This is a genomic window from Sphaerisporangium sp. NPDC088356 (assembly GCF_040685555.1).
Lineage (GTDB): Bacteria > Actinomycetota > Actinomycetes > Streptosporangiales > Streptosporangiaceae > Sphaerisporangium.
The window spans coordinates 46,357-67,852 of record NZ_JBFBIK010000009.1; the positions used below are offsets into that span (position 1 = coordinate 46,357).

Genomic DNA, 21,496 nt, shown 5'->3' on the forward strand with positions numbered 1-21,496 from the left:
GGGGAGTACGAGAAAGGGGGCATGCCATGGTCGCTTCATCGACTCCACAGCCCCTCCTGCGCATGGAGGGCATAACCAAGTCGTACGGCAGCGTCCAGGTGCTCCACGGCGTCGACCTGTCGGTCGGGCGCGGTGAGGTCCTGGGACTGCTGGGCGAGAACGGCGCCGGCAAGTCGACGCTGCTGAACATCCTCAACGGGGTGATCCCGCGGGACACCGGGTCGATCGTCATCGACGGCGCGCCGGTCGAGTTCACCGGGCCCAAGCAGGCGCAGGAGGCCGGCCTGGCCTTCATCCACCAGGAACTCAGCGTGCTGCCCTACCTCAGCGTCGCCGAGAACGTCTTCCTCAACCGCCTGCCCCGCCGCAAGGGCGCCCCCTGGCTGGTGGACTGGCCGGCCTGCTACCGGCAGGCCGGCGAGATCCTGGAGCGCCTCTCGCTGAAGATCGACCCGCGGACGCTGGTCGGCCGCCTCGGCACCGCCGAGCAGGAACTCGTCGAGATCGCCAAGGCACTGTCGATGAACGCCCGCATCATCACCATGGACGAGCCGACGGCGTCGCTCACCGAGTCGGAGATCGAGCGCCTGTTCACGCTGATGCGCGCGCTCAAGGCCGACGGCGTCTCGGTGCTCTACGTCTCACACCGCCTGGACGAGGTCGGCGAGATCTGCGACCGGGCCACCATCCTGCGGGACGGCAAGATCGTGACCACCGTCGACGCCAAGACCACCGACTCCCACGCCCTGGCCACGATGATGGTGGGCCGCGAGCTGTCGGAGCTGTTCCCGAAGACCGAGCACGAGCGCGGCCGCGAGACGCTCCGGGTGTCGAACCTGTCGAACGCCAAGCTGAACGACGTCAGCTTCACCGCCCACGCCGGCGAGATCCTCGGCCTCGCCGGGCTCGTCGGCTCCGGCCGCACCGAACTGGCCCGCGCCGTCTTCGGCGCCGACCCGATCGGCTCCGGCGAGGTGTTCGTCAACGGCGAGGCGGTCACCGTCGACTCGCCGGGCACCGCCATCCGGCACGGCATCGGCCTGGTGCCCGAGGACCGAAAGCACCAGGGCGCGGTGCTGCCGATGACCAACGCGCACAACATCACCCTTGCCAGCCTGGCCAAGGTGAGCCGGTGGGGACAGCTCGACCGCGGCGCGGAGCGGCAGGCGGCCAAGCGGCTCATCCAGGATCTGCGGGTCCACCCCTCGCGCATCGAGCAGGAGACCGGCCGGCTGAGCGGCGGCAACCAGCAGAAGGTCGTGCTGGCCAAATGGCTGTTCGCCGGCTCCGACATCCTCATCGTGGACGAGCCCACCCGCGGCGTCGACGTCGGCGCGCGGGCCGCGATCCACGGACTGCTCGACGACCTCGCCGGGCAGGGCGCCACGATCATCATGATCTCGTCGGACCTCCCCGAGGTGATGGGGATGAGCGACCGCATCCTCGTCATGCACGAGGGACGGATCGCCGGTGAGCTCGCCCGCGAGGACTTCAGCGAGGAGGCGATCGTGATGTACGCCTCCGGGCTCAGGCCGGCCGCCTCGTCGGCGCCCGTCTCTGGACGCAAGCCAACGAAAGAAGGGTCGAAGGCGTGAGCTCCACCGCGCAGATGGGCAGCCCGGTCGACGCCGACGCGCCGAAGAAGGGCCGCTGGGCCAGACCGAACATCCGTGCCGAGAACGTGGCGAGCGGCGTCGTGCTGCTCGGCCTGGTGATCGTGCTGAGCGGCGTCTCACCGGCCTTCCTGTCGTTCTCCAACTTCCTGGACATCGCCCGGGTCGTGGCCATCACCGGCGTCATCGCCGCGGGCATGACCCTGGTCATCATCACCGGCGGCATCGACCTGTCGGTCGGCTCCACCGTCGGCCTGGTGGGCGCGGTGACCGCCTCGCTGGTGGCGGGATCGGCCAGCAACTCCTCGTTCGTCACCGACTTCAAGCTTCCGGTGCCGCTCGCCGTCCTAGTCGGCCTGGCCGTCGGCGGCGCGATCGGCTTCGTCAACGGCCTGATCATCACCAAGACGCACATCGAGCCGTTCATGGCCACGCTCGGCACCATGATCTTCGTGCGCGGCCTGGTGTACCTGTTCACCGGCGGGTACCCGATCCACTTCGACCCCATGCCGCACGACTTCGCGTTCATCGGACAGGGCGCGCTGTTCGGCATCCCGACGCCGGTCTGGCTGTTCGCGATCGTCGTCGCCGCGCTCTGGTGGGCGTCCCGGCGCATGTCGGTCGGCCGCACCATCTACGCCATCGGCGGCAACCCGGAGGCGGCACGGCTCAGCGGCCTGAAGGTCGACCGGACGAAGATCCTCGTGTACACGCTGCTGGGCCTCCTCGCCGGCCTGGCGGGGATCATCCTGACCTCGCGGCTGGCCAGCGCCGACACCGTCAACGGCGTGGGATACGAGCTGATCGCGATCTCCGGGGTCGTGATCGGCGGCACCAGCCTGGTCGGCGGCCGGGGCTCGGTCATCGGCAGCCTCATCGGCGTCTTCACCGTCGGGGTCATCCAGAACGCGCTCAACCTGTTCGGCGCCTCGACGCCGATCCAGTACGTCGTCACCGGCCTGGTGCTGCTGCTCGCCATCAGCCTCGACGGCATCGCGCGGCTCCGGAGGCGGACATGAGGACGCACAGGTCGCTTCGGTTCGGACGCGCAGAGAGCAGGTTCGGTTAGATGTCGTCGTTGCCAGCACAGATTCCCGGCCGCCGACGTGGAGCGAGGGCGTCCGGGGCCTTTCGCGGGCTCCCCGTGCAGGGGCAGCAACTCGCGCTCGTCCTGATGATCGCCCTACTTGCGGCCGGGTTCACCAGCCGGGCGCCGGAGTTCCTGTCCTTGGACAGCATCGAGAACCTGCTGCGCAGCGCCTCGATGTTCGGCATCGTCGGCCTCGGCATGACGGTCGTCATCATCAGTTGCGGCTCGCTCGGCGGCATCGACCTGTCGGTGGGCTCGATGATGGCCCTCGGCGGCGCGATCGGCGCCGGCCTCCTCGGCACGGCGTTCACCGCCGCCAACCCGGTCCGGCTGCCCGCGGTCCTCACCGTGCTCATCGCCCTGCTGGTGACGGCGCTGCTCGGCGCCGCCAGCGGCCTGCTGATATCGCGGCTGAAGCTCGCGCCGTTCGCCGTCACGCTGGGCATGATGAGCGTGGCCCGTGGCCTGGCCTACCTGATGGTGGCCTTCGCGATCGGAAGCTCGAACACCGCGGGCGTCACGTTCTCCGACCCGCTGTTCGACTGGTTCGGCCTGACCAACATCGGCCCGGTCCCGGCGGTCACCGTCCTGTTCCTGGTGCTCGCGGTGCTGATCGCGTTCATGCTCAAGGCCACCCCGTTCGGGCGCGGCCTGTTCGTGCTGGGCGGCAACGCGGAGAACGCGCGGCTGGCCGGCATCAACGTCCGGCGGACCATCGTGATCGTGTTCGCGATCAGCGGGCTGCTCGCCGGGCTCGGCGGGCTCATCCTGACCGGCCGCCTGTCGTCGGCCTCGCCGCTGGCGGCGAACGGCTACGAGCTCGAAGTGATCATGGTCGCGGTCATCGGCGGCACCAGCCTGTCCGGCGGCCGGGGCTCGATCCTCGGCACCGTTCTCGCCGCGATCCTGGTCAGCGAGATCGACACCGGCCTGGACATGATGAACGTGCCCTCGTTCAACCAGTACCTGATCAAGGGCACCATCCTCGTCGTGGCCGTGGTGATGGACAAGGTGTACCAGGCGCGAAGCAATCGGAAGTTGGTACAGACCGCGTGATGTGCGAGCGGGCCGGGGCGAAAGCCCCGGCCCGCTCCGCTTGAGAGGTGAGCTGCATGCAATACGCAAGGAAACCTGACCCGGTCGACGTTCTCATCGTCGGAATGGGCGCCTCGGGCGCGACCGCCGCGAAGGTGCTGTGCAAGGCCGGCCTGAAGGTCGTCGGCCTGGATCGCGGGCCGTGGCTACGGCCGCGCGAGCACTTCTCCGGCGACGAGATCAAGTTCCTCAACCGGACGTACCTGTGGTCCGACCCCCGGGTCAACCCGCGCACCGTCCGGACGGAGGAGAACGAGACCGCCGTCCCGACACCGTTCTCGATGGTCCCGCAGATGGTCGGCGGCGGGACGGTGCACTGGGCGGGCTGGCTGCCGCGCCCGCGCCCGTCCGACTTCCGCATGCGCACGCTGCATGGTGACATCGAGGGCGCCAGCCTCGCCGACTGGCCGATCGGCTACGACGACCTGGAACCGTACCTGTCCAAGGTGGAGTGGGCCTTCGGCTGCGCGGGCCTGGACGGCGCGGACGCCCACGAGCCGTACCGCAGCAGGCCGTACCCGACCCCGCCGCTGCCGCCGACCCGGGCGGGCAAACGGTTCTACGAGGCGTGCGAGAAGCTGGGCATCAACGCGATGCCGATCCCGCAGGCGATCGTCACCAAGCCGTACCGGGGGCGTACTCCCTCGAACTGGACGAGCTTCTGGAACGGGTACGGGGACCCCAGCGGCATGCGCTCCTCGACGCTGGACACCTTCGTGCCGGAGGCGCTGGCGACCGGCAACCTCGAACTGCGGCCGGAGTCCTACGTCCGCGAGGTGACCGTCGGGCCGGACGGCCGGGCCCGTGGTGTGCTGTACATCGACGCCGACGGCCGGGAGGTCGAGCAGGAGGCCGCGCTGGTCCTGCTGTGCCTGGGGGCCGTGGAGTCGGCGCGGCTCATGCTGCTGTCGAAGTCCCGGCAGCACCCCGACGGCCTCGCCAACAGCAGCGGGCAGGTCGGGCGCAACGCCACCTTCCACGAGTACCTGTTCGCCGTCGGCCTGTTCAACGACGCGGAACCGCTGTACGGGTTCCCCGGCAACTACATCAGCGGCGGGTCCTTCCAGTTCTACGAGACCGACCATGACCGCGGGCACATCGGCGGCGCGCTGATCGGCGCCTCACACGTCGGCCAGCCGATCAACTGGAACTTCCCGGGACGGCCGCAGTGGGGCGGCGCCGCCAAGGACGCCGACCGCGACTTCTACAACCACGCCATGAAGATCGGGCACACGCTGCACGACATGCCCGTGGCCTCCAACCGGGTGGACCTCGACCCCACGGTCAAGGACGCCTGGGGCCTGCCAGTGGCCAGGATCACCCACAAGGCGCACCCCAACGACATCCGCCTGGCCAAGTGGCAGGTCGACAAGAACGTGGAGATCCTGCAGGCCGCGGGCGCGTGGAAGACGATCCCGGTGTACCTCGAACGCGGCCGGGCGAGCGGGAACACCTGCCACCAGCACGGCACGGTACGCATGGGCACCGACCCCGCCACCACCGTCCTCAACGAGTGGTGCCAGGCGCACGACGTCGACAATCTCTACGTCCTGGACGGCGCGAGCTTCCCCACGGCGACCGGGGTGAACCCGACGCTCACCATCATGGCCAACGCCTGGCGGTGCGCCGACTACATCGCGGGCGTCCACGCGAAGGGGCGTACCGAACGTTTGCCGCAGGGGCGCTCCGGCCGGGCCGCGGCGCCGACGAGCTGAGGAGGAGACGTGACATCGATGGCAGACTGGCCGGTCGTTCCCCCGCCTGCGGATGGGGACTCGGACGAGCGGCTCTTCTTCGACGACCACGAGTGGGACACGATCGAGGCGGCGACCGCGCGCGTCATCCCGACCGACCACGATCCCGGCGCGCGTGAGGCGGGCGCCGTGCGCTTCATCGACCGGTACCTGTCCGGCATCGACGCCGTGTACGCCGCCGCGGACGGCAGCGGGTTCCTGCGGCTGAGCGGCAAGCTCGCCGACGCCTGGCGCGCCCGCATCGCGGACCTGCGGGAGACCTACCGGCAGGGGGTGCGCGACCTGGACGCGATCGCCCGCGAGCGGTTCGGCGCGGACTTCGTCTCGCTCGGCGACCCGGAGCAGGACGCCGTGCTGGAGCAGGTGTCCGGCCGGCCGAGGCCGGCACCCGTCGGGCTCACCGGCGAGGACGGCAATCTCACGATCCAGGTGTACGCCTTCGACGACGGGCTGTCGTTCTTCGACGCCCTGGTGGCGCACACCCGGCAGGGCTTCTACGGCGATCCGGTCTACGGCGGCAACCGCGACCGGGTCGGCTGGCGGGTGATCGGCTTCCCCGGTCCGGAGTCGCTCAAGGACACCATCGACGGGACGTACAGCGTGCGCGAGTACTACGTACAGGACTATGACTGGGGCCGGCTCATTCCCCACTTGAGAGGAGTGGGCAGGACGTGATTCGATCAGCGTCGGTCCGGTGTGTCGCCGGTTGCGGGCCGTGAGCGCCGCATCGTCTGAGAGGACGGCGAGCCGTTTGATGAACGACAGTCCGCTGTCCGTCGTGCTGCCCGGCCGGGTGTCGCGATGAAGAAACTGGTACGGCTCAGTGACGTCGCCGCGGCGGCCAACACCAGCGCCAAGACCGCCTCGCGGGTGATCAACGGCGACCCGCGGGTGTCCGCGGAGACCCGCCGCCGGGTGCAGGAGGCGGTCGTCCGGCTCGGATACCGTGTCGACCTGCTGGCCAGGTCGCTCCGCCGGGGCGTGGACGACACGATCGGCGTGGTCGTGGAGTCGATCGCCGACCCGTTCTTCGCGGCGGTGATCAGCGAGATCGAGCTCGCGGCGCTGCGGCGCGGGCTGAACGTCATCGTGACCAGCAACAGGCGGCTGCCGAACCGCGAGGTCGCGATCGTGGACGGCCTGCGGCAGCGCCGGGTCGCCGGCATGATCATCACGCCGCACGCCTCGGACCTGTCGTACCTGGCGTCCACCGAGACGCCGGTGGTGTTCGTGGACCGTCATCCCAGGAACTTCCCGGCGGACGTCGTGACCTTCGACGACCGCGGCGGCGCACGGACGGCCGTGCGTCACCTGCTCCGCTACGGTCACCGGAGGATCGCCTTCGTCAGCGACGACCTGGAGATCGAGACCTCCCGCGACCGGCACGCGGGGTACGTCGACGCGCTGCAGGAGGCCGGCGTCCCCGTGGTGGCCGGGCTGGTGGCGACCGACTGCGCGGACGCCGCCGTGGCCCGGGGGCGCACCTGCGACTTCCTGGACCTCGACGAGCCGCCGACGGCCATCTTCAGCGCCCGCTCCGAGACGTCGCTGGGGGTGGTGAAGACGCTCCACGACCGCAAGCGCACCGACATCGCCATGGTGTCGTTCGGCGACTTCGCGCTGGCGGACGTCCTGTCGCCCGCGATCACGGTGCTTGAGCAGTCCCCCGAGCTGCTCGGACGGCTGGCGGCGGAACGGCTGTTCGCCCGGTTGGACGGGGACCGCTGCGATCCGATCAACACGGTCATCCCGGTGCGTCTGGTGCCCCGCGGCTCGGGAGAGATCATCCTGAGCGAGGACGCGGAGACGGTGGCCGTCGCCGGAGCGTGACGACCGCCGGGGCTCGGCGCGGCCGTGGTCCGGTGCCCGAGGCGGCCCGTGGGCGGGTGGCCCCCGTGCCCGGGGACGCCGCCCGGTGTGGCTCTCGTACCCGCCGCCGGCCGGGGCCGGAAAACAGTGCGGGCTGACCGCTGTTCCTGGCGACCCTATGGGTTGACCTGCGCGTTTACCGCTATTAGATCCGCCGGGCGATTTGCTTGACACGTAACAGGGAGGGTGTTTACGGTTGGGTTCTAATGCTGTGACATCGATTACCTAACCCCCCGAGCGCCAAGGCAGGGGCGACGCTGCCTTCGTGCGCCGTAATCGGTCGTCATCACCGATCCACGTCATGCTCCGTCCCTGGTGTGACCCGCACCCCCCGCGCGAGCAAAGACGCTTTTTGTAAGAGAAGTGCCGAGCGGCATCCCGCCGAGGCGCATGAATCAGGAGGAATCGACTGTGGTCGACCCGTACGCAGTGGTTGCGATCTCGCCGCGCATTGTCACGATGAAGAAGCGCGAGGACGCTCTGGAAAGCGCCAAGCGAATCTGTGACTTCATGGACCCAGCGGTTCAGGTCGCCGCCACCGAGGGCGCGCCCGTCAAGCTGATCGTTCTGCCGGAGATGGCGATCCAGGGCATGCCCATGGACTTCGCGGCCGGCAACCGGGCGGCGCACGAGGCGTTCGCCCTGGACATCCCCGGTCCCGAGACCGAGGTGCTGGCCCAGAAGGCCCGGCAGCTCAACACCTACATCGCGGCCGAACTGCTGATGGTGCGCGACCCCGACTTCCCGGGGCACCTGTTCAACGTCGCATTCATCATCAGCCCCGAGGGCGAGGTCGTCTACAAGCGGGCCAAGGCCACGAGCGACGCCTACGAGGGCGGCGCGCTCGGTACCACCAACCCGCACGACATCTACGACGAGTGGGTGGAGAAGAAGGGCAACGGCAACGCGCTGGACGCCATCTTCCCGGTCGCCAAGACCGAGATCGGCAACATCGGCTACATCATCTGCCACGAGGGCGCCTACCCCGAGATCGCCCGTGGCCTGGCGATGAACGGCGCGGAGATCATCATCCGCTCCACGCTGATCGACCCGCAGGTCAGCCACGGCATGTGGGAGCTGCAGAACCGCGCCCACGCCATGTTCAACCAGGTGTACGTCATCTCCCCGAACCTCGGCCCGCAGATGAACGACGACGGGCACATGTACGACCTGTTCGGCGGCCGCTCCATGATCGTGGACAACAAGGGCCGCATCGTCACCCGGCAGGAGGGCGTGGTTCCGGGCGACTCGTTCATCAGCACGGTCGTCGACGTCGAGGCGCTGCGCCGCAACCGCATGCTCAACGGCGTGACCAACTGGTTCAAGGACCTGCGCACCGAGCAGTACGCGGCGATCTACGAGAAGCCGCTCTACGAGAAGAACCAGTACGCCAAGGAACTGCCCCAGGAGGGCTGGCTCGCCCGCGAGGACGTCCGACGCGCCGGGAACATCGAGAAGCTGGTGGAGCGCGGCATCCTCACGCCTCCCTCGGCCTGATCCCAGCACGCCCGGCGCACGGCGGGCCCGTCCGGACCTGACCGCTTCTAAAGGTCTCCGGCTCGGCTCCGCCGCGCGTAGCGGACATCGGCCGGTCGCGGCCGGTCACGTTTCCCGACGGTGCCGCTTGGCCCACATCAAGGGCCGAGCGCGCCTTCGGTGGGTCCCAGCCCACCGGTGTGGTCTTCTCAGAGAAAGCACCTACATGAAGGCAGTCCTGCTCGAACAAGCCGCCCCGATCGAGGACAAGCCCCTGCGGCTTCGCGAGGTCGCCGATCCCACCCCGTCGGCGACGCAGATTGTCATCAAGGTGACCGCGTGCGGCGTCTGCCGGTCCAACCTGCACATGGTCGAGGGCGACTGGCTGCCCGGCACCCCGGCCTCGTTCCCCATCATCCCCGGCCACGAGGTCGTGGGCACGGTCGCGTCGGTCGGCTCGGCCGTCACCCACCTGGCCGTCGGCGACCGGGTCGGCGTGCAGCCGATCTGGGCGACGTGCGGCGTGTGCGAGTACTGCTTCTCGGGGCGCGAGCAGCTGTGCCGCAAGCGGCAGATCACCGGCGAGACCCTGAACGGCGGCTACGCCGAGTACATGCTCGCCGAGTCCGCGTACACCTACCCGATCCCGGACAACGTCACCGACACCGAGGCGGCGCCGCTGTTCTGCCCCGGCATCACCGCGTACGGCTCGGTGACCAAGGCCGACCTGTCGCCGGGCAAGAAGGTCGCCGTCCTCGGCGTCGGCGGCGTCGGACACATGGTCATCCAGATGGCCGCCCTCACCGGCGCCGAGGTGTACGCGGTGACCCGCAGCGCCGTCCACCGGTCCGTAGCCGAGGAGCTGGGCGCGCTGAAGTCCTACAGCCCGAAGGGCGAGGGCGGCAGTTTCGTCGCCGACGCCACGCTGGACGCCGCCATCGTCTTCGCGCCGTCCGCCGCGTCGGTGGCCGAGGCGATGCGCATCACCAAGCCCGGCGGCCGGATCGTGCTCGGCGTGTCCGAGACCGTCGGCCCGGTCGACATCGGCGACGAGAAGACCGTCCTCGGCTCCGTCCTCGGCAACCGCCGGCAGATGCGCGAGGTCCTCGACCTTGCCGCGGCCGGCAAACTGCGCGCCGTCCACGCCGACTACCCCCTGGCCGAGGCCAACGAGGTACTCGGCCTCCTCAAGTCCGGCCAGATCCGCGCCCGCGCCGTCCTCGTCCCCTGACCTGTGCGGTGACCACCCCCGTCACGACAAGGAGTTCCAGCGTGCTGAGTGATGAGGCGTCCCCGTCCTCCGTCGAGGCGCCACGGCGGGAGCCGGTACGGTTCGGGGTGGTCGGCCACGGGTGGCGGGCGGACTTCTACCTCCGCCTGGCCCGGCAGGCCCCGGACCGGTTCCAGTGCGTCGGCGCGGTGACGCGCCGCCCCGAGGTGGGCGCGCGGCTGGAACGGGAATGGGAGATCCCCACGTACCGGCGACCGGAGGACCTCGTCGCGGCCGGCGCCCCGGAGGTCGTCGTCACCTCGGTGCCGAGGACCGCCAACCCTGGCGTCCTGCGGACGCTCGTCGGTCTTGACGTGGCCGTCCTGTCGGAGACGCCGCCGGCCGAGGACGTCGACGACCTGCGCCGGCTGTGGGCCGACCTGGGGGCCGCCGACCTGGTCCAGGTGGCCGAACAGCACCCCTACCTCCCTATCGTGGCGGCGGTGCGCGGCCTCATCGACCAGGGCGTACTGGGCGAGGTCACCTCCGCGGAGGTCTCCTGGACGCACGACTATCACGCCATCGCGCTGCTGCGGACCCTGCTCGGGGTCCGCGGCGAGCCGGCGCGGGTGCACGCCGTTCACACCACCGGGCCGGTGCTGGAGGGACCCGACCGCGGCGGATGGCCGGACGTCCAGAAGGTACGGGCGGCCGAGCACACCCTGTCCATCCTGGAGATGGCCGGCCGCACCGGCGTCTACGACTTCACGGAGGGGCAGTGGTTCAACCCGCTGCGCCGGCGGCGCCTGATCGTGCGGGGCAGCCACGGTGAGGTGGTCGGCGACCAGGTCACCTGGGCCGGGGACGATGGCACGCCGCTGAGCGCGCCGATCGTACGCCGCCACACCGGGCTGGACGGCAACCTTGAGGGCGCGGACCTCGACACGCTGACCTGGGCGGATAGGGTGCTCTACCGCAACCCGTACCCGGGCGCGCGGATGTCCGACGAGGAGATCGCCATCGCGACCTGCCTGGAGCGGACGGCGCTCTGGCGGCGCGGCGAGGGCCCCGCGCCGTACCCGCTGGCCGACGCCTGCCAGGACCACCTGCTCGCGCTGAGCGTCCACGCGGCCGCCGAACGGGGCGAGCCGGTGACGACCGTCGCCGAACCGTGGGCCGACGCCGTCCGGGTCACGTGAACCCTCAACCGCAGTTTTTTTCGCCTATGGGAAAGGGAAGCGTGGCATGACATCGCTTAGCGGAAAAGTGGCCTTCATCACGGGGGCGAGCGGCGGCATCGGCGCCGCGGTGGCGCACGCCCTGGCGGCGGAGGGCGTGCGGCTCGGCGTGGCGTCGCGTTCAGGGACGGAACTCGGCCTGCCGGACTGCGTGGGCACGGCCTGCGACGTCCGGGACCTCGCCCAGGTGGAGGCGGCCGTGGCCGCGACGACCGACCGCTTCGGCGGCCTGGACATCGTCGTGGCGAACGCGGGCGTCGGCTCCTGGGGGCCGTTCGAGAGCACCCCGGTCGCGGACCTCGACGAGATGGTGGACGTCAACGTCCGTGGCCTTTTCCACACCGTCCGGGCGACGTTGCCGCACCTCAAGGCGCGCGGAGCCGGTGACGTCATCACCGTGGCCTCCGAGGCGGGCCGGCGCGGCCTCCCGGACGAGGCCGCCTATGTGGCGACCAAGTTCGCCTCCGTGGGGTTCACCCGGTCGCTCGACCACGAGTTGCGCGGCAGCGGCATCCGGTGCACCAACATCTGCCCCGGCGGCGTCGCCACCGGCTTCGGCATGGGTCGGGGCCTGCGCACGCCCGACATGCCGGAACTGGCGGACATGATGCGCCCGGAGGACGTGGCCGAGATGGTGGTCTTCGCCCTCACTCGGCCGCGCCACTACCGGCTGCTGGAAGTCGCGTTCCGCTCGATGACCGAGCAGTCCTGGGGCTGAGCCGACGCCACACAGCGGGCGCATGACGGCGTTGACATCGCTCACCTCGCCGCCATGCGCCCTTCGCGTGAGTGCGGGGGACTATCGAGCCACCACAGGATCCTGCGGCCCCTGCACGGGCCGCGGCGTCGTCCGGCCCCTGCGCCGGATCAACGCAGTCGCCTCGGACTACGCGGGCACCTGGCGGTAGATGGAGCCGCGCTCGACGACCGGCCCCAGGATGTCGTCCTCAAGGTAGTACTCGGCCTCCCCCTCGGCGGCCGGCATCCGGCGCGGCGCGACACCCGGGTAGCCGAGGACGCGGCGAACCGCCGGGTTCATGAAGTAGGCGCCGCCGACGGCGAACGCGAAACCGTCGAAGACCTCCCGCTCCTGCGACCGCAGCTTGGCCAGCACCTCGTCAGGCGCACCGTCGATGCCCAGCACGTGCGCGACCGGGCCGGTGAGGTCGGGGTTGGCGCCGAGCACGCGCTCGATCCACTGACCCGCCACGTCGGCCTCACCGGCGGACGGGAGGCCGGACCCGCCGGGGATCAGGACGTCGGCCAGCGCGGTGAGGCGGGCCCTCGAAGCGTCACCCAGTTCATCCGGAAGGTTAGGCTCGCTCACGAGGCGACCTCCAGTTCCCGAGCGTTGGAAGCGATGTAGGTGGCGGTGCGCCTGGCCAGCGCGCAGATCGTCGCGGTCGGGTTCACCCCGGTCGAGGTGGTGAACACGCTCGCGTCGATGACGTACAGGTTCGGCACGTCGTGGGCGCGGCCGAAGCGGTCGACCACCGAGGTGGCCGGGTCGTCGCCCATCTTGGCGGTGCCGGTGTTGTGGCCTGTCATGAAGTTCCGCCCCGCGATCCAGGTCTTCTGGGCGCCCGCGGCCTCGTGCGCCTCCAGCGTCCTGGCCAGGTGGAAGTCGATGATCTTGTTGGTGTTGTCGGAGACCCGGTAGCGGACCTTGGCGGCCGGTAGGCCGTCGGAGTCGGTGAGGGACGGGTGCAACGCGACGAAGTTCGTCTCCTCCGGAAGGTCCTCAGGAACGACGTGCCACTGCAGCATGCGCACGAAGGACTTCATCCGGTCGGCCGAGCCTTCTCCCCAAAGCTCCTCGCCGCTGAGGCTGCTCTTGTCCGTCCACTTCTCCGCGGCTTCCAGAGGCCCGGCGATGGGCAGCAGCGACCACTTCGCGCCGCGGACGAAGCCGCGTGACTTGTCGGTCTCGTAGAACTGCATCGAACCGATGTGCTCTCCCGCGGGCCCCAGCCAGTTCTCCAGGTCGTCGTCGTAGACGCCGACGGACACGGCGTACGGGTGGAGCATCAGGCGCTTTCCGACCAGCCCGGAGGAGTTCGCCAGGCCGTCCGGGAAGCGGTCGGAGGCGGACATGAGGAGCAACCGGGGCGTTCCGATGCCGCCGGCGGCCATGAGGACCACCGACGCGGCCTGGAAGTACTCGCGGCCGTCCCGCAGGTAGACGGCCCCGTTGGCGCGGCCGCGTTCGTCCAGCGTCACCCGCGCCACCCGCGCCCGGGTGATCACCTTGGCCCCCAGCGACTCGGCGTCCCGCCAGTGAGTGACGTCGGTGGAGGACTTGGCGCCTTCCGGGCAGCCCATCCGGCAGATGGCGTAGCGGACGCACTTGCCCTCGTGGCCGCGGTTCTCCGTCGGAATGGCGTTGGTGCCGGGCCACCAGTGCCAGCCCAGCCGGTTCATGCCCTCGGCCATGAGGCGGCCGGTCCGGTGGATTGGCGCGGCCGGGAGCGGCGGTTCGAAGCCCGGCGGGTAGGCGGGGTTCCCCGCGAGGCCGGCGACGCTCATCTCGCGCTCGACCGCTTGGTAGTGGGGGAGCAGTTCGTCGTAGGCAATGGGCCAGTCATCGGCGACACCATCGAGAGTGCGCACCCGGAAGTCGGCGGGCAGCGGCCTCGCCCAGATGCCGCCGTAGAGCACGCTCGAGCCGCCCACGCCGTTGTACATCCACACCGGCAGGTCGGCGTCGGTGGTGTCCACCGGGTAGTCCTCGCGACGCCCGCGGACGTTCGGGCTCGGATGCCAGTCCTTGGACCCGAGCAGTTCGTACTCGGGCTTGTTACCTGGCAATTCTCCCGGATCCACCCAGGTACCCTGCTCAAGGCAGACCACCTTGAATCCGGCCCCGGCGAGGTGCTTGGCCGCGACGCCCGCCGAGGTCCCCCCTCCCACGATCAGAACATCTGCGGGATCTTGCCTGGAACCCAACCGAACCACTCCTATGCGGCCTTGCGTCCTTCACGGCGCCAAAGCCCCTGAAGGGAACCCCGGTCACAAGCGCCCGCCCGGCGTGCAGGCCGATGCGAGTCCACTTGTGAGCTGTTGGGAAGTGTTGCAACTCGTTGGAGTTCTGTCAACCCTCCCAACTTCCCCCTGAGCTCCTCTACGGGCCCCTGGTCGGAGGCGTGATCACCGTATTCGGCGGCGAGCACGCGGCCGTCGGCCGCGATCAGGAAGTCGGCCGGGAGGCCTGGCCTGCCGCCGTGGGGGTTGGTCCGTTATTCAGATCCGGCCGTGCCGTCGAGAACATCCCCTTAGCCGTGGAAGCGAAGATCGTGTTGCCGGGTACCGCCTGCCCGCACAAGATGAGGTGGTGGATGGTCTGGCCGGGGTCGTTTCCCCGGGGGCGCGGGGGAGTCTGGTCTCGGCGGGTCTCCCGCGGACGTACGAGCCGGGTTCGACGGTGCTTCGCCAGGGTGACGCGGCGACGCATGATCGCACAGTGTGCCCCAGATGACAGGAGGATGTTAAATGTCCGAGATGAGCCCGTACCGCGCGCTTCTGACGGTGGACGCGTCGGGTTACGGCCAGCAGCCAGATGCCCTGCTTCCGTTCATCCACCACGAGATCCACACGGCCCTGACGAACGCCTGTGAGCGCAGCTCGCTGAGCGAGCCATGGGAGTCGGTGTCGTTGTTGCAGAGGCCGGGGGACGAGCTGGTCGCCCTGCTACCCGTGGAGACGCTTCCCCTGCTCGTCCACCCTTTCCTCGACAACCTGCAGGACGAGCTGGCGCGTACCGACCAGAGGGTCTTCGAGCAGGACCATGGCCCCCGGTTGCGACTGCGGGCGGCCGTGCACGTGGGGTCGCTGGAGGAGGACGGCTCGGTCATGACGGGCATCGCGCGGGCGGTGAACGACATCCACCGGCTGCTGAACTGCGAGCCCCTGATAGACGCGTTGTGCGACAGCGACCCCGACAGCACCTTCGTCGCGGCGATCATCTCGTCGGAGGCGTTCAGCAGGTACGTGGAGGAAGGGGGAACGAGCCTGGATCCCTCCCGCTTCACGAAGGTCCGGGCGCGGGCGAAGAACTTCGACCACCCGGCCTGGCTGTACGTCCCGCGCCCGTCCCGGGCCCCCGAGCAGGCGGCTTCACCTGCGCCGCAGGAAGGTGTGGTCGGCAACTAGCGCTCGGCCGCCGCGTCCTTCCCCGACGGGGGCGGTCGCCCTGGCTTGGGCGGGAGGGGGCGGTGTCAGCCCTGCTCGGGCGTTCGCGTGGATGAGAAGCCTCTGGACAAGGCGTCGATGGCGAAGTCGTAGCGGGCCTGATGGTCTTCGGGGGTGCCGAGCCCGTCCTGGATCGCGGCGGTTGCGTTGGGGAACTCGGCCGGGTCCATCTCGGGAATCGTCATCGGGGGCTCACCAGGCGGGTCGACCTCGGCCAGGCAGTGGCCGGTGGTGAACATCGCGACCGTGTTCATCAGGTGGAACGCCTCACGCAGCCCGAACCCCGCGTCCCTCAGCATGGTCACGATGGCCTCCAGCATGCGTATGGCGTCCGGCGTCGTCACCGGTCTGGTGGCGACCAGTTGCAGCACTCCCGGATGCCGCAGCAGCTCCCGCCGGGAGACGGCGAAGTCGCGGAGCGTCCGCCGCCAGTCGGACTGGGAGTGACCACGAAGGCGCGGGTCTGACGCGCTCGACCAGCTCGTCCAGGACGGTGTCCTTGTTGGGTATCGCCGACGCCCTGGGGAAGTCGGGCATGGACTGGCACGAGGCATGGCGAAACGACGTTGCGGCCAGAGAACGCCGAAAGCGGGAAGCCTTTGGGCAGGGATCGCTCTTCGACGACGAAGGAGAGCCGCCGGTCTTCGACCGCGCAAGGCACCAGAAGGATCAGGAACCGAAGTGGGTCGCGGCGATCGAAAACAATCTTCAGAAGTTGCTGGCCCAACATGGAACGTTCCGCATCGCCGACTATGTGGCGGACGTTTAAGGCACCACGCTCGGATCAGCCTGGATACCACATATCAGAAATGCGGTGAAGCGCCTGAACGGCGCGGGAGTCATTGACAATAGCGGCAAAGGTGACTTTCACCTGGAGATGATCACTCGAGCTAAGCCGTCATAGGGCGGGCGGAGTGTGGGACGGCTGGGCGGCGTGACGGCATCTCACCCCAGATGCGCCCGTCCAGCGTGCGTCCCCCGGCCTTGGGGGTCCTGCCACCCCATTGTTTGAAGAAGAAGGCGACTTCGTCCTTAAGACACTGATCGCGGAGCTCACGTACCCAATCGGGGTCGACACGCCGGGCGCCGGAACCGCTCTCCCCACCGGCGATCAACCAGTGGATGTCCGTGAGGTCGAGACCGCTCAGTGAGCCTAGAAGGGGCTCCGCGGATACGAACCGCACGGCGGCCGGCACGTGTCGTAGAGAGTCGACTCGGGCTGTCACCTGTCGGTTCTCGACACTGGCTCCCATCCAGACATTGTCCGGCCATGGGAGCTGGTGGGCGATGCGCGCGAGCCGAGTGGCACGCTTTGTCAGCACTTGGTAGGTGTGCTGAGGCGTCGCTGCCATGACGTCGAAGACTTGACGGACGAAGGTGATGGGGACACGCGCATGGAACAGGTCGCTCATGGAGTTGACGAAAACCAGTCGGGGTTCGCGCCAGCGGAGTGGCGCTGTCAGCGTGTCTTCATGCATGGTCACCCCGAAGCCCGGTCCGCTGGTGCGAGGGTCGCCATCGTTCTGGTACTTAGCGGCACCCATGGCTTTAAGCCGCTTCGCAAGCGTAAGTGCATAACAATTATCACAACCGGCCGAAACGCGATCGCACCCGGTCGTCGGGTTCCACGTGACCTCGGTCCATTCGATGCGGCTTCGATCTGCCATTGGTCGTTCCCTCCTCCAGCGTTCTAGAGATCGAAAGAACTTGCTTCGTCAGAGCAAAACCGATGTCCAAACCGGGTCACAGTGGACGATGTCTCCAGGCCGGGGGCCGGCCTGGTACAGAGGCCCCGTTCGTACACCGGGAAGCCCTCGGCTGCGGCCGAGGGCTTCCTGTGCTTACGAGGGTCGGGGTCAGAAGTCGAATTCGCCCTTCTTGGCACCGTCGATGAAGGCGTCCCAGACGCCGGCGCACACCACGAAGGGGGCACGCTCGGGAGCCTCGGTGTCCCGCAGCCCCACCCGACCACCGGACAGCGGGGCGACCTCCAGGCAGTCGCCGCCATTGGACGCGCTTCTCGTAGCCTTGCGCCAGGTCGCGGCCTTCAGTTCGTCGCTCAACTCCATGCCTTTATCGCCTCTCTGATCCGATCGATGGACACATGCTGTGGGTGTGCCTCTGTCCGGATGATGTCGTACCTGTGGTGGATCGCCTGGACATCGTCCGAATGGCTGGTTACGTACCCATGGGTGGCTGATTCGATATATACCGTATCCGTTCGTCCTGGTAGTTGGGCGATAACAAACCCTCCAGAAATCCCTGTAGTGCCTCCAAGCATCAGGGGAACTACTTGGATGCTGATTCGCGGAGACTCTACGGCCGCCAAAAGACATTCGAGCTGGCGACGTATCACGTCCTTGCCGCCGATCGGACGGAGTAGCACGGCTTCGTCAAGCACTACCCAGAGCACTGGAGGCGTGGTGCGAGCCAGAATCGCCTGCCGCTCCATGCGTGCTTCCAGCTTCTTCGCTACCTGCTCCTGGGTAATACAAGGTTCCCCGCGGATCACTTCCCGCGCGTATTCCTCGGTCTGGAGCAGACCTGGGACGACGAGCGGCTGCCAGGTGCGTAGCGTGTGAGCCTGCTGCTCGACGTCCAGCCAACCGTGGAACCATGGCGGACTCGCTTCTCGCGTCAGCAGTGGCCACAGGCGGGTGAGTTCGCCCTTCAACTCCAGTGCCTGGTCGCAGCGCTCGACAAAATCACGGCTCGGAAAACGCTGGGCCCTTTCGACGAAGCCGATCAAGCTGGCACTGAAATTGATTCTGTCCGCCAGGTCCTCTTGGGAGATGCCCGACCGCTGTCTGTAGTTGCGCAGCTCAGCACCGAAGAAGGCAAGTGGACTAGCGGTTGGGTGGAGCTCGGCGGGTGCGGGCATCTCTCCTCCGTTCGGCAGCGGTCATACAGGGATCGCACATGAATAGAACAGCACCTGATACAAGAACTGTTCTCACGATGTGCTTACCGTTCAGCTGAAAACGTAGTCGGCTGGGAGCACTCTGTGAAGGGGTTCGATAGATCGGGACACCGTCCGAGAAGCTCTTTCATCCGTATTACGCAGAGCTCTCAGTCAGCATCACTGAAACAACCAGATATGTCCGGATAAGAAGGGTGAGGAATGAATGCGACCCGGCGCCGTACAGGACACACGACTGCGGCGCAGTGAGCGACGGCACGGCCCGCAGAATCACCCCGCCCTCCCGGGGAGCGACGGAGGCCGGCCCGTACAAGCACTGACAACGTCCAGGACGACCGTTCTTTCCCCGAGGGCGACGGAGGCCGGTCCGTGCAACTACAGACAACGTCCGGAACGACTGTTTCCCCGGGGCGACGGAGGCCGGTCCGTTCAACTCCCGATGGCCCGGAGCCAGTGAACGAAGGGCCCACTCGTGAAAGCGGGGCTCGCCCCGGGAGGCGACCATCTGGGGCGACCTCTGGGCGGTCTCCCCGGCCAACCCGTCCGCCCGTACCCCACCCACTGTCACCCCGAGGAGTGATCATGCTTGAAATGCCGGACGGCTCGCGTTGGGTCTGCTGGGATCTGCCCCACGACTTGTCGATGGTCGGCAAGAGCCGGGGCATGGTCAACGAGATCCTCGCCACCTGGGGCCTCCAGTGCCTCGCCGACGACGTTGTCCTGGTGGCCGGCGAGCTTCTCGCCAATGCGATCACCTACGGCGAACCCCCGGTCAGTCTCACCCTGAGTGCCGGGACCGGCGAGCTCCACCTCCAGGTCACCGATCACGGCCCCGAACAGCCCCGCCACCTCCACCTCAGCCTCGAAGCCATTCACGGCCGCGGCCTGACCATCGTCGAAGCCCTCGCCCACCGATCAGGCGTCACCCAACTCCCCGACGCCCAAGGCAAAACCGTCTGGGCCCGTTGGTGCCTTTCCCCCTAGGTCGGTCGAAGGCTCCACCGTCCTGTCGGTGCTGCGGCCCCGCACGCCCTGACGGCCGGTCCAAGATTGTCGAAGGTCTGAGGTTGGACGCCGCCCTGCCGCCACGGCTCGCCGACCGACGCCCGGGTCGCGGACCTGACGGAGCCATCGCCGTACTCCGCCTGCCGCAGCGATTCTTCGCCGGGGTCTGCGATGATTTGTCCTGGTATGTGATCACGTGTCGGGGAGGGGTGGCCGGGTGGCCGTCGTGCACGGTGCGCTGGATCATCGGTATCGGGGTGAGCATCCGCTGCGGACACTCGTGTACCTGTTCCGCGAGGACCGGAGCCGCATCGCGTTCGCGTTCGGCGCCTTCATGGTCAAGCACAGCCCGACGTGGCTGCTGCCGCTGATCACCGCGAACATCATCGACATCGTGGTGGGGCATCTTCCCATCTGGCAGCTGTGGGTCAACACCGGGGTCCTGCTCGTACTGCTGATCCTGAACTACCCGTTCCACCTGGCCTACGTCCGTCACCTCAGCGGGGCGATCCGCCGGATGGGGACGAGCCTGCGGTCGGCGCTGTGCCGCCGCATGCAGCAGCTCTCCATCGGCTACCACTCCCGGGTGAGCGCCGGCGTGCTCCAGACCAAGGTCATCCGTGATGTGGAGAGCGTCGAGCAGATGCTCCAGCAGGCGGGGGACCAGGGCCTGGCGGCGCTGTGGATGCTCAGCGGCGGGCTGGTCGTGATCGCCGTGCGGGTGCCGGCCGCGCTGCCGGTCTTCCTCCTCGTCGTCCCGGCGGCGGCCCTCCTGGTGATGCGGATGCGAACCCGGCTGCGCTCCGACAACGAGAGCTTCCGCCAGGAGGTGGAGCAGCTCTCCTCGCGGGTGACGGAGATGACCCACCTCATCCCGATCACCCGCGCGCACGGCCTGGAGCAGGACGCGCTCAACCGGGTCGACGGGACGCTGTCCAAGGTCCTCCGTACGGGCCTGCGGCTCGATCTGCTCAACGGGCGGTTCGGCGCGCTGGCCTGGATCACCCTCAACGCCCTCGGCGTCGGCTTCCTCGCCACGTCGGCGTGGGTCGCGTACTACCAGGTTCTGCCGATCACCCCGGGCGACGTGGTGATGCTGAGCACCTTCTTCGCGACGCTCACCTCCTCGGTGACCACGCTGATGAGCCTCACCCCGGTGATCAGCAAGGGCCTGGAGGCCGTACGTTCCATCGGTGAAGTCCTCCAGGCGCCTGACCTGGAGAACAACGCGGGCAAGGCCGAGATCGACTCCGTCCGTGGCGTGGTGGAGTTCCAGGACGTGGTCTACGAGTACGAGGGGGGCCGGCAGGCGGTCGGCGACTTCAGCCTGACCGTGTCCCCGGGTGAGACCGTCGCCCTCGTCGGGGCCTCGGGCGCGGGCAAGTCGACCATCCTCAATCTGGTCATCGGCTTCCTGCGCCCCACGTCCGGACGGATCCTGCTGGACGGCCGCGACATGGAGACGCTCGACCTGCGCACCTACCGCCGGTTCGTCTCGGTCGTGCCCCAGGAGTCCATCCTGTTCGAGGGCAGCATCCGGGACAACGTCCTGTACGGCCTGCGGGACGTATCAGACGAGACGCTCCGGGAAGCCCTGCGGGACGCCAACGCGCTGGAGTTCATCGACCGGCTTCCCGGCGGGCTCGACACGGTGGTGGGCGAGCGCGGCGCGCGGCTGTCCGGCGGGCAGAAGCAGCGCCTGGCGATCGCCCGCGCGCTCATCCGGGACCCCCGGGTGCTCATCCTCGACGAGGCCACCTCCGCGCTGGACACCAGGTCCGAGGCGCTCATCCAGCAGGCGCTGGCGCGGCTGGTCGCCGGTCGTACGGTCTTCGTGGTGGCCCACCGGCTCTCGACCATCCGTACGGCGGACCGCATCGTCGTCATGGAGGACGGGCACATCGCCGAGGTCGGCACGCACGACGAGCTGATCCGCCGGCGCGGGCTCTACTCGGGCCTCCAGGCCGCCCAGCTCGGGTGAGGATGAGGAGGTGCCCCGGTAGTAGGGCGGGCGGAAAAGAGATTGCCGGCTCGGGGG

At 68.7% G+C, this 21,496-nt stretch carries 20 protein-coding genes; 14 read left to right on the forward strand and 6 right to left on the reverse strand.

Going from position 1 to position 21,496, the window contains the following annotated elements; translation table 11 throughout:
• The first annotated feature begins 26 nt into the window (after positions 1 to 26).
• The 10 genes from AB0O34_RS05980 (at position 27) to AB0O34_RS06025 (ending at position 12,063) form a co-directional block, all read left to right on the forward strand.
• The gene (locus tag AB0O34_RS05980; RefSeq protein WP_363913108.1) at positions 27 to 1,595 is read left to right on the forward strand and encodes a sugar ABC transporter ATP-binding protein; all 1,569 of its coding nucleotides are present in this window, start codon (positions 27 to 29) and stop codon (positions 1,593 to 1,595) included.
• Positions 1,592 to 2,632, forward strand: coding sequence for an ABC transporter permease (locus AB0O34_RS05985; protein WP_363913110.1), 1,041 nt, complete (start codon positions 1,592 to 1,594; stop codon positions 2,630 to 2,632). Before AB0O34_RS05980 ends, AB0O34_RS05985 begins: the two co-directional genes overlap by 4 nt.
• Positions 2,633 to 2,757: 125 nt before the next feature.
• Complete coding sequence (locus AB0O34_RS05990; RefSeq protein WP_363913112.1) at positions 2,758 to 3,759, forward strand: ABC transporter permease; 1,002 nt, start codon at positions 2,758 to 2,760, stop codon at positions 3,757 to 3,759.
• A 56-nt stretch (positions 3,760 to 3,815) separates the two neighbouring features.
• Entirely contained in the window at positions 3,816 to 5,513 is a 1,698-nt protein-coding gene (locus AB0O34_RS05995; RefSeq protein ID WP_363913114.1) for a GMC family oxidoreductase, read from the forward strand.
• An 18-nt stretch (positions 5,514 to 5,531) separates the two neighbouring features.
• Complete coding sequence (locus AB0O34_RS06000; protein ID WP_363913232.1) at positions 5,532 to 6,227, forward strand: gluconate 2-dehydrogenase subunit 3 family protein; 696 nt, start codon at positions 5,532 to 5,534, stop codon at positions 6,225 to 6,227.
• Between the two features lie 126 nt (positions 6,228 to 6,353).
• On the forward strand, positions 6,354 to 7,382 hold the full coding sequence (locus tag AB0O34_RS06005) for a LacI family DNA-binding transcriptional regulator (RefSeq protein WP_363913116.1): 1,029 nt from the start codon (positions 6,354 to 6,356) through the stop codon (positions 7,380 to 7,382).
• Between the two features lie 549 nt (positions 7,383 to 7,931).
• Positions 7,932 to 8,918 (forward strand): nitrilase-related carbon-nitrogen hydrolase, encoded by a 987-nt coding sequence (locus AB0O34_RS06010; protein ID WP_363913118.1) that lies wholly within the window; start codon positions 7,932 to 7,934, stop codon positions 8,916 to 8,918.
• A 205-nt stretch (positions 8,919 to 9,123) separates the two neighbouring features.
• A complete protein-coding gene (locus tag AB0O34_RS06015) occupies positions 9,124 to 10,128 on the forward strand; it encodes an alcohol dehydrogenase catalytic domain-containing protein (RefSeq protein WP_363913120.1) in 1,005 nt (334 codons plus the stop codon).
• 41 nt (positions 10,129 to 10,169) lie between these two features.
• Positions 10,170 to 11,306: a Gfo/Idh/MocA family oxidoreductase gene (locus AB0O34_RS06020; RefSeq protein WP_363913122.1), complete on the forward strand. Its 1,137-nt coding sequence runs from the start codon at positions 10,170 to 10,172 to the stop codon at positions 11,304 to 11,306.
• A 46-nt stretch (positions 11,307 to 11,352) separates the two neighbouring features.
• Positions 11,353 to 12,063 (forward strand): SDR family oxidoreductase, encoded by a 711-nt coding sequence (locus AB0O34_RS06025; RefSeq protein WP_363913124.1) that lies wholly within the window; start codon positions 11,353 to 11,355, stop codon positions 12,061 to 12,063.
• A 168-nt stretch (positions 12,064 to 12,231) separates the two neighbouring features.
• On the opposite strand, the gene AB0O34_RS06030 is transcribed toward AB0O34_RS06025, so the two are convergent.
• Entirely contained in the window at positions 12,232 to 12,672 is a 441-nt protein-coding gene (locus AB0O34_RS06030; RefSeq protein ID WP_363913126.1) for a hypothetical protein, read from the reverse strand.
• Complete coding sequence (locus AB0O34_RS06035; RefSeq protein WP_363913128.1) at positions 12,669 to 14,255, reverse strand: GMC family oxidoreductase; 1,587 nt, start codon at positions 14,253 to 14,255, stop codon at positions 12,669 to 12,671. Before AB0O34_RS06035 ends, AB0O34_RS06030 begins: the two co-directional genes overlap by 4 nt.
• Positions 14,256 to 14,834: 579 nt before the next feature.
• Here AB0O34_RS06035 and AB0O34_RS06040 point away from each other — a divergent pair.
• Positions 14,835 to 15,494, forward strand: a complete 660-nt coding sequence (locus AB0O34_RS06040; RefSeq protein ID WP_363913130.1) for a hypothetical protein — start codon at positions 14,835 to 14,837, stop codon at positions 15,492 to 15,494.
• Positions 15,495 to 15,559: 65 nt separating this feature from the next.
• Here AB0O34_RS06040 and AB0O34_RS06045 read toward each other — a convergent pair whose 3' ends face one another.
• On the reverse strand, positions 15,560 to 16,087 hold the full coding sequence (locus tag AB0O34_RS06045; protein ID WP_363913132.1) for a TetR/AcrR family transcriptional regulator C-terminal domain-containing protein: 528 nt from the start codon (positions 16,085 to 16,087) through the stop codon (positions 15,560 to 15,562).
• Here AB0O34_RS06045 and AB0O34_RS06050 point away from each other — a divergent pair.
• On the forward strand, positions 16,036 to 16,302 hold the full coding sequence (locus AB0O34_RS06050) for a hypothetical protein (RefSeq protein ID WP_363913238.1): 267 nt from the start codon (positions 16,036 to 16,038) through the stop codon (positions 16,300 to 16,302). The two genes, AB0O34_RS06045 and AB0O34_RS06050, sit on opposite strands and share 52 nt — an antisense overlap.
• Before the next feature lie 121 nt (positions 16,303 to 16,423).
• On the opposite strand, the gene AB0O34_RS06055 is transcribed toward AB0O34_RS06050, so the two are convergent.
• The 3 genes from AB0O34_RS06055 to AB0O34_RS06065 all read right to left on the reverse strand — a co-directional run bounded on the left by AB0O34_RS06055 (position 16,424) and on the right by AB0O34_RS06065 (position 18,414).
• Positions 16,424 to 17,200 (reverse strand): phage Gp37/Gp68 family protein, encoded by a 777-nt coding sequence (locus AB0O34_RS06055; RefSeq protein WP_363913134.1) that lies wholly within the window; start codon positions 17,198 to 17,200, stop codon positions 16,424 to 16,426.
• A 189-nt stretch (positions 17,201 to 17,389) separates the two neighbouring features.
• Positions 17,390 to 17,602: a DUF397 domain-containing protein gene (locus AB0O34_RS06060; RefSeq protein WP_363913136.1), complete on the reverse strand. Its 213-nt coding sequence runs from the start codon at positions 17,600 to 17,602 to the stop codon at positions 17,390 to 17,392.
• Positions 17,593 to 18,414, reverse strand: a complete 822-nt coding sequence (locus AB0O34_RS06065) for a helix-turn-helix transcriptional regulator (protein ID WP_363913138.1) — start codon at positions 18,412 to 18,414, stop codon at positions 17,593 to 17,595. The genes AB0O34_RS06060 and AB0O34_RS06065 overlap by 10 nt, the downstream gene beginning before the upstream one ends.
• A 621-nt stretch (positions 18,415 to 19,035) precedes the next feature.
• Here AB0O34_RS06065 and AB0O34_RS06070 point away from each other — a divergent pair.
• Complete coding sequence (locus AB0O34_RS06070) at positions 19,036 to 19,437, forward strand: ATP-binding protein (RefSeq protein ID WP_363913140.1); 402 nt, start codon at positions 19,036 to 19,038, stop codon at positions 19,435 to 19,437.
• A 238-nt stretch (positions 19,438 to 19,675) separates the two neighbouring features.
• The gene (locus AB0O34_RS06075) at positions 19,676 to 21,439 is read left to right on the forward strand and encodes an ABC transporter ATP-binding protein (RefSeq protein WP_363913142.1); all 1,764 of its coding nucleotides are present in this window, start codon (positions 19,676 to 19,678) and stop codon (positions 21,437 to 21,439) included.
• Positions 21,440 to 21,496 lie beyond the last annotated feature (57 nt).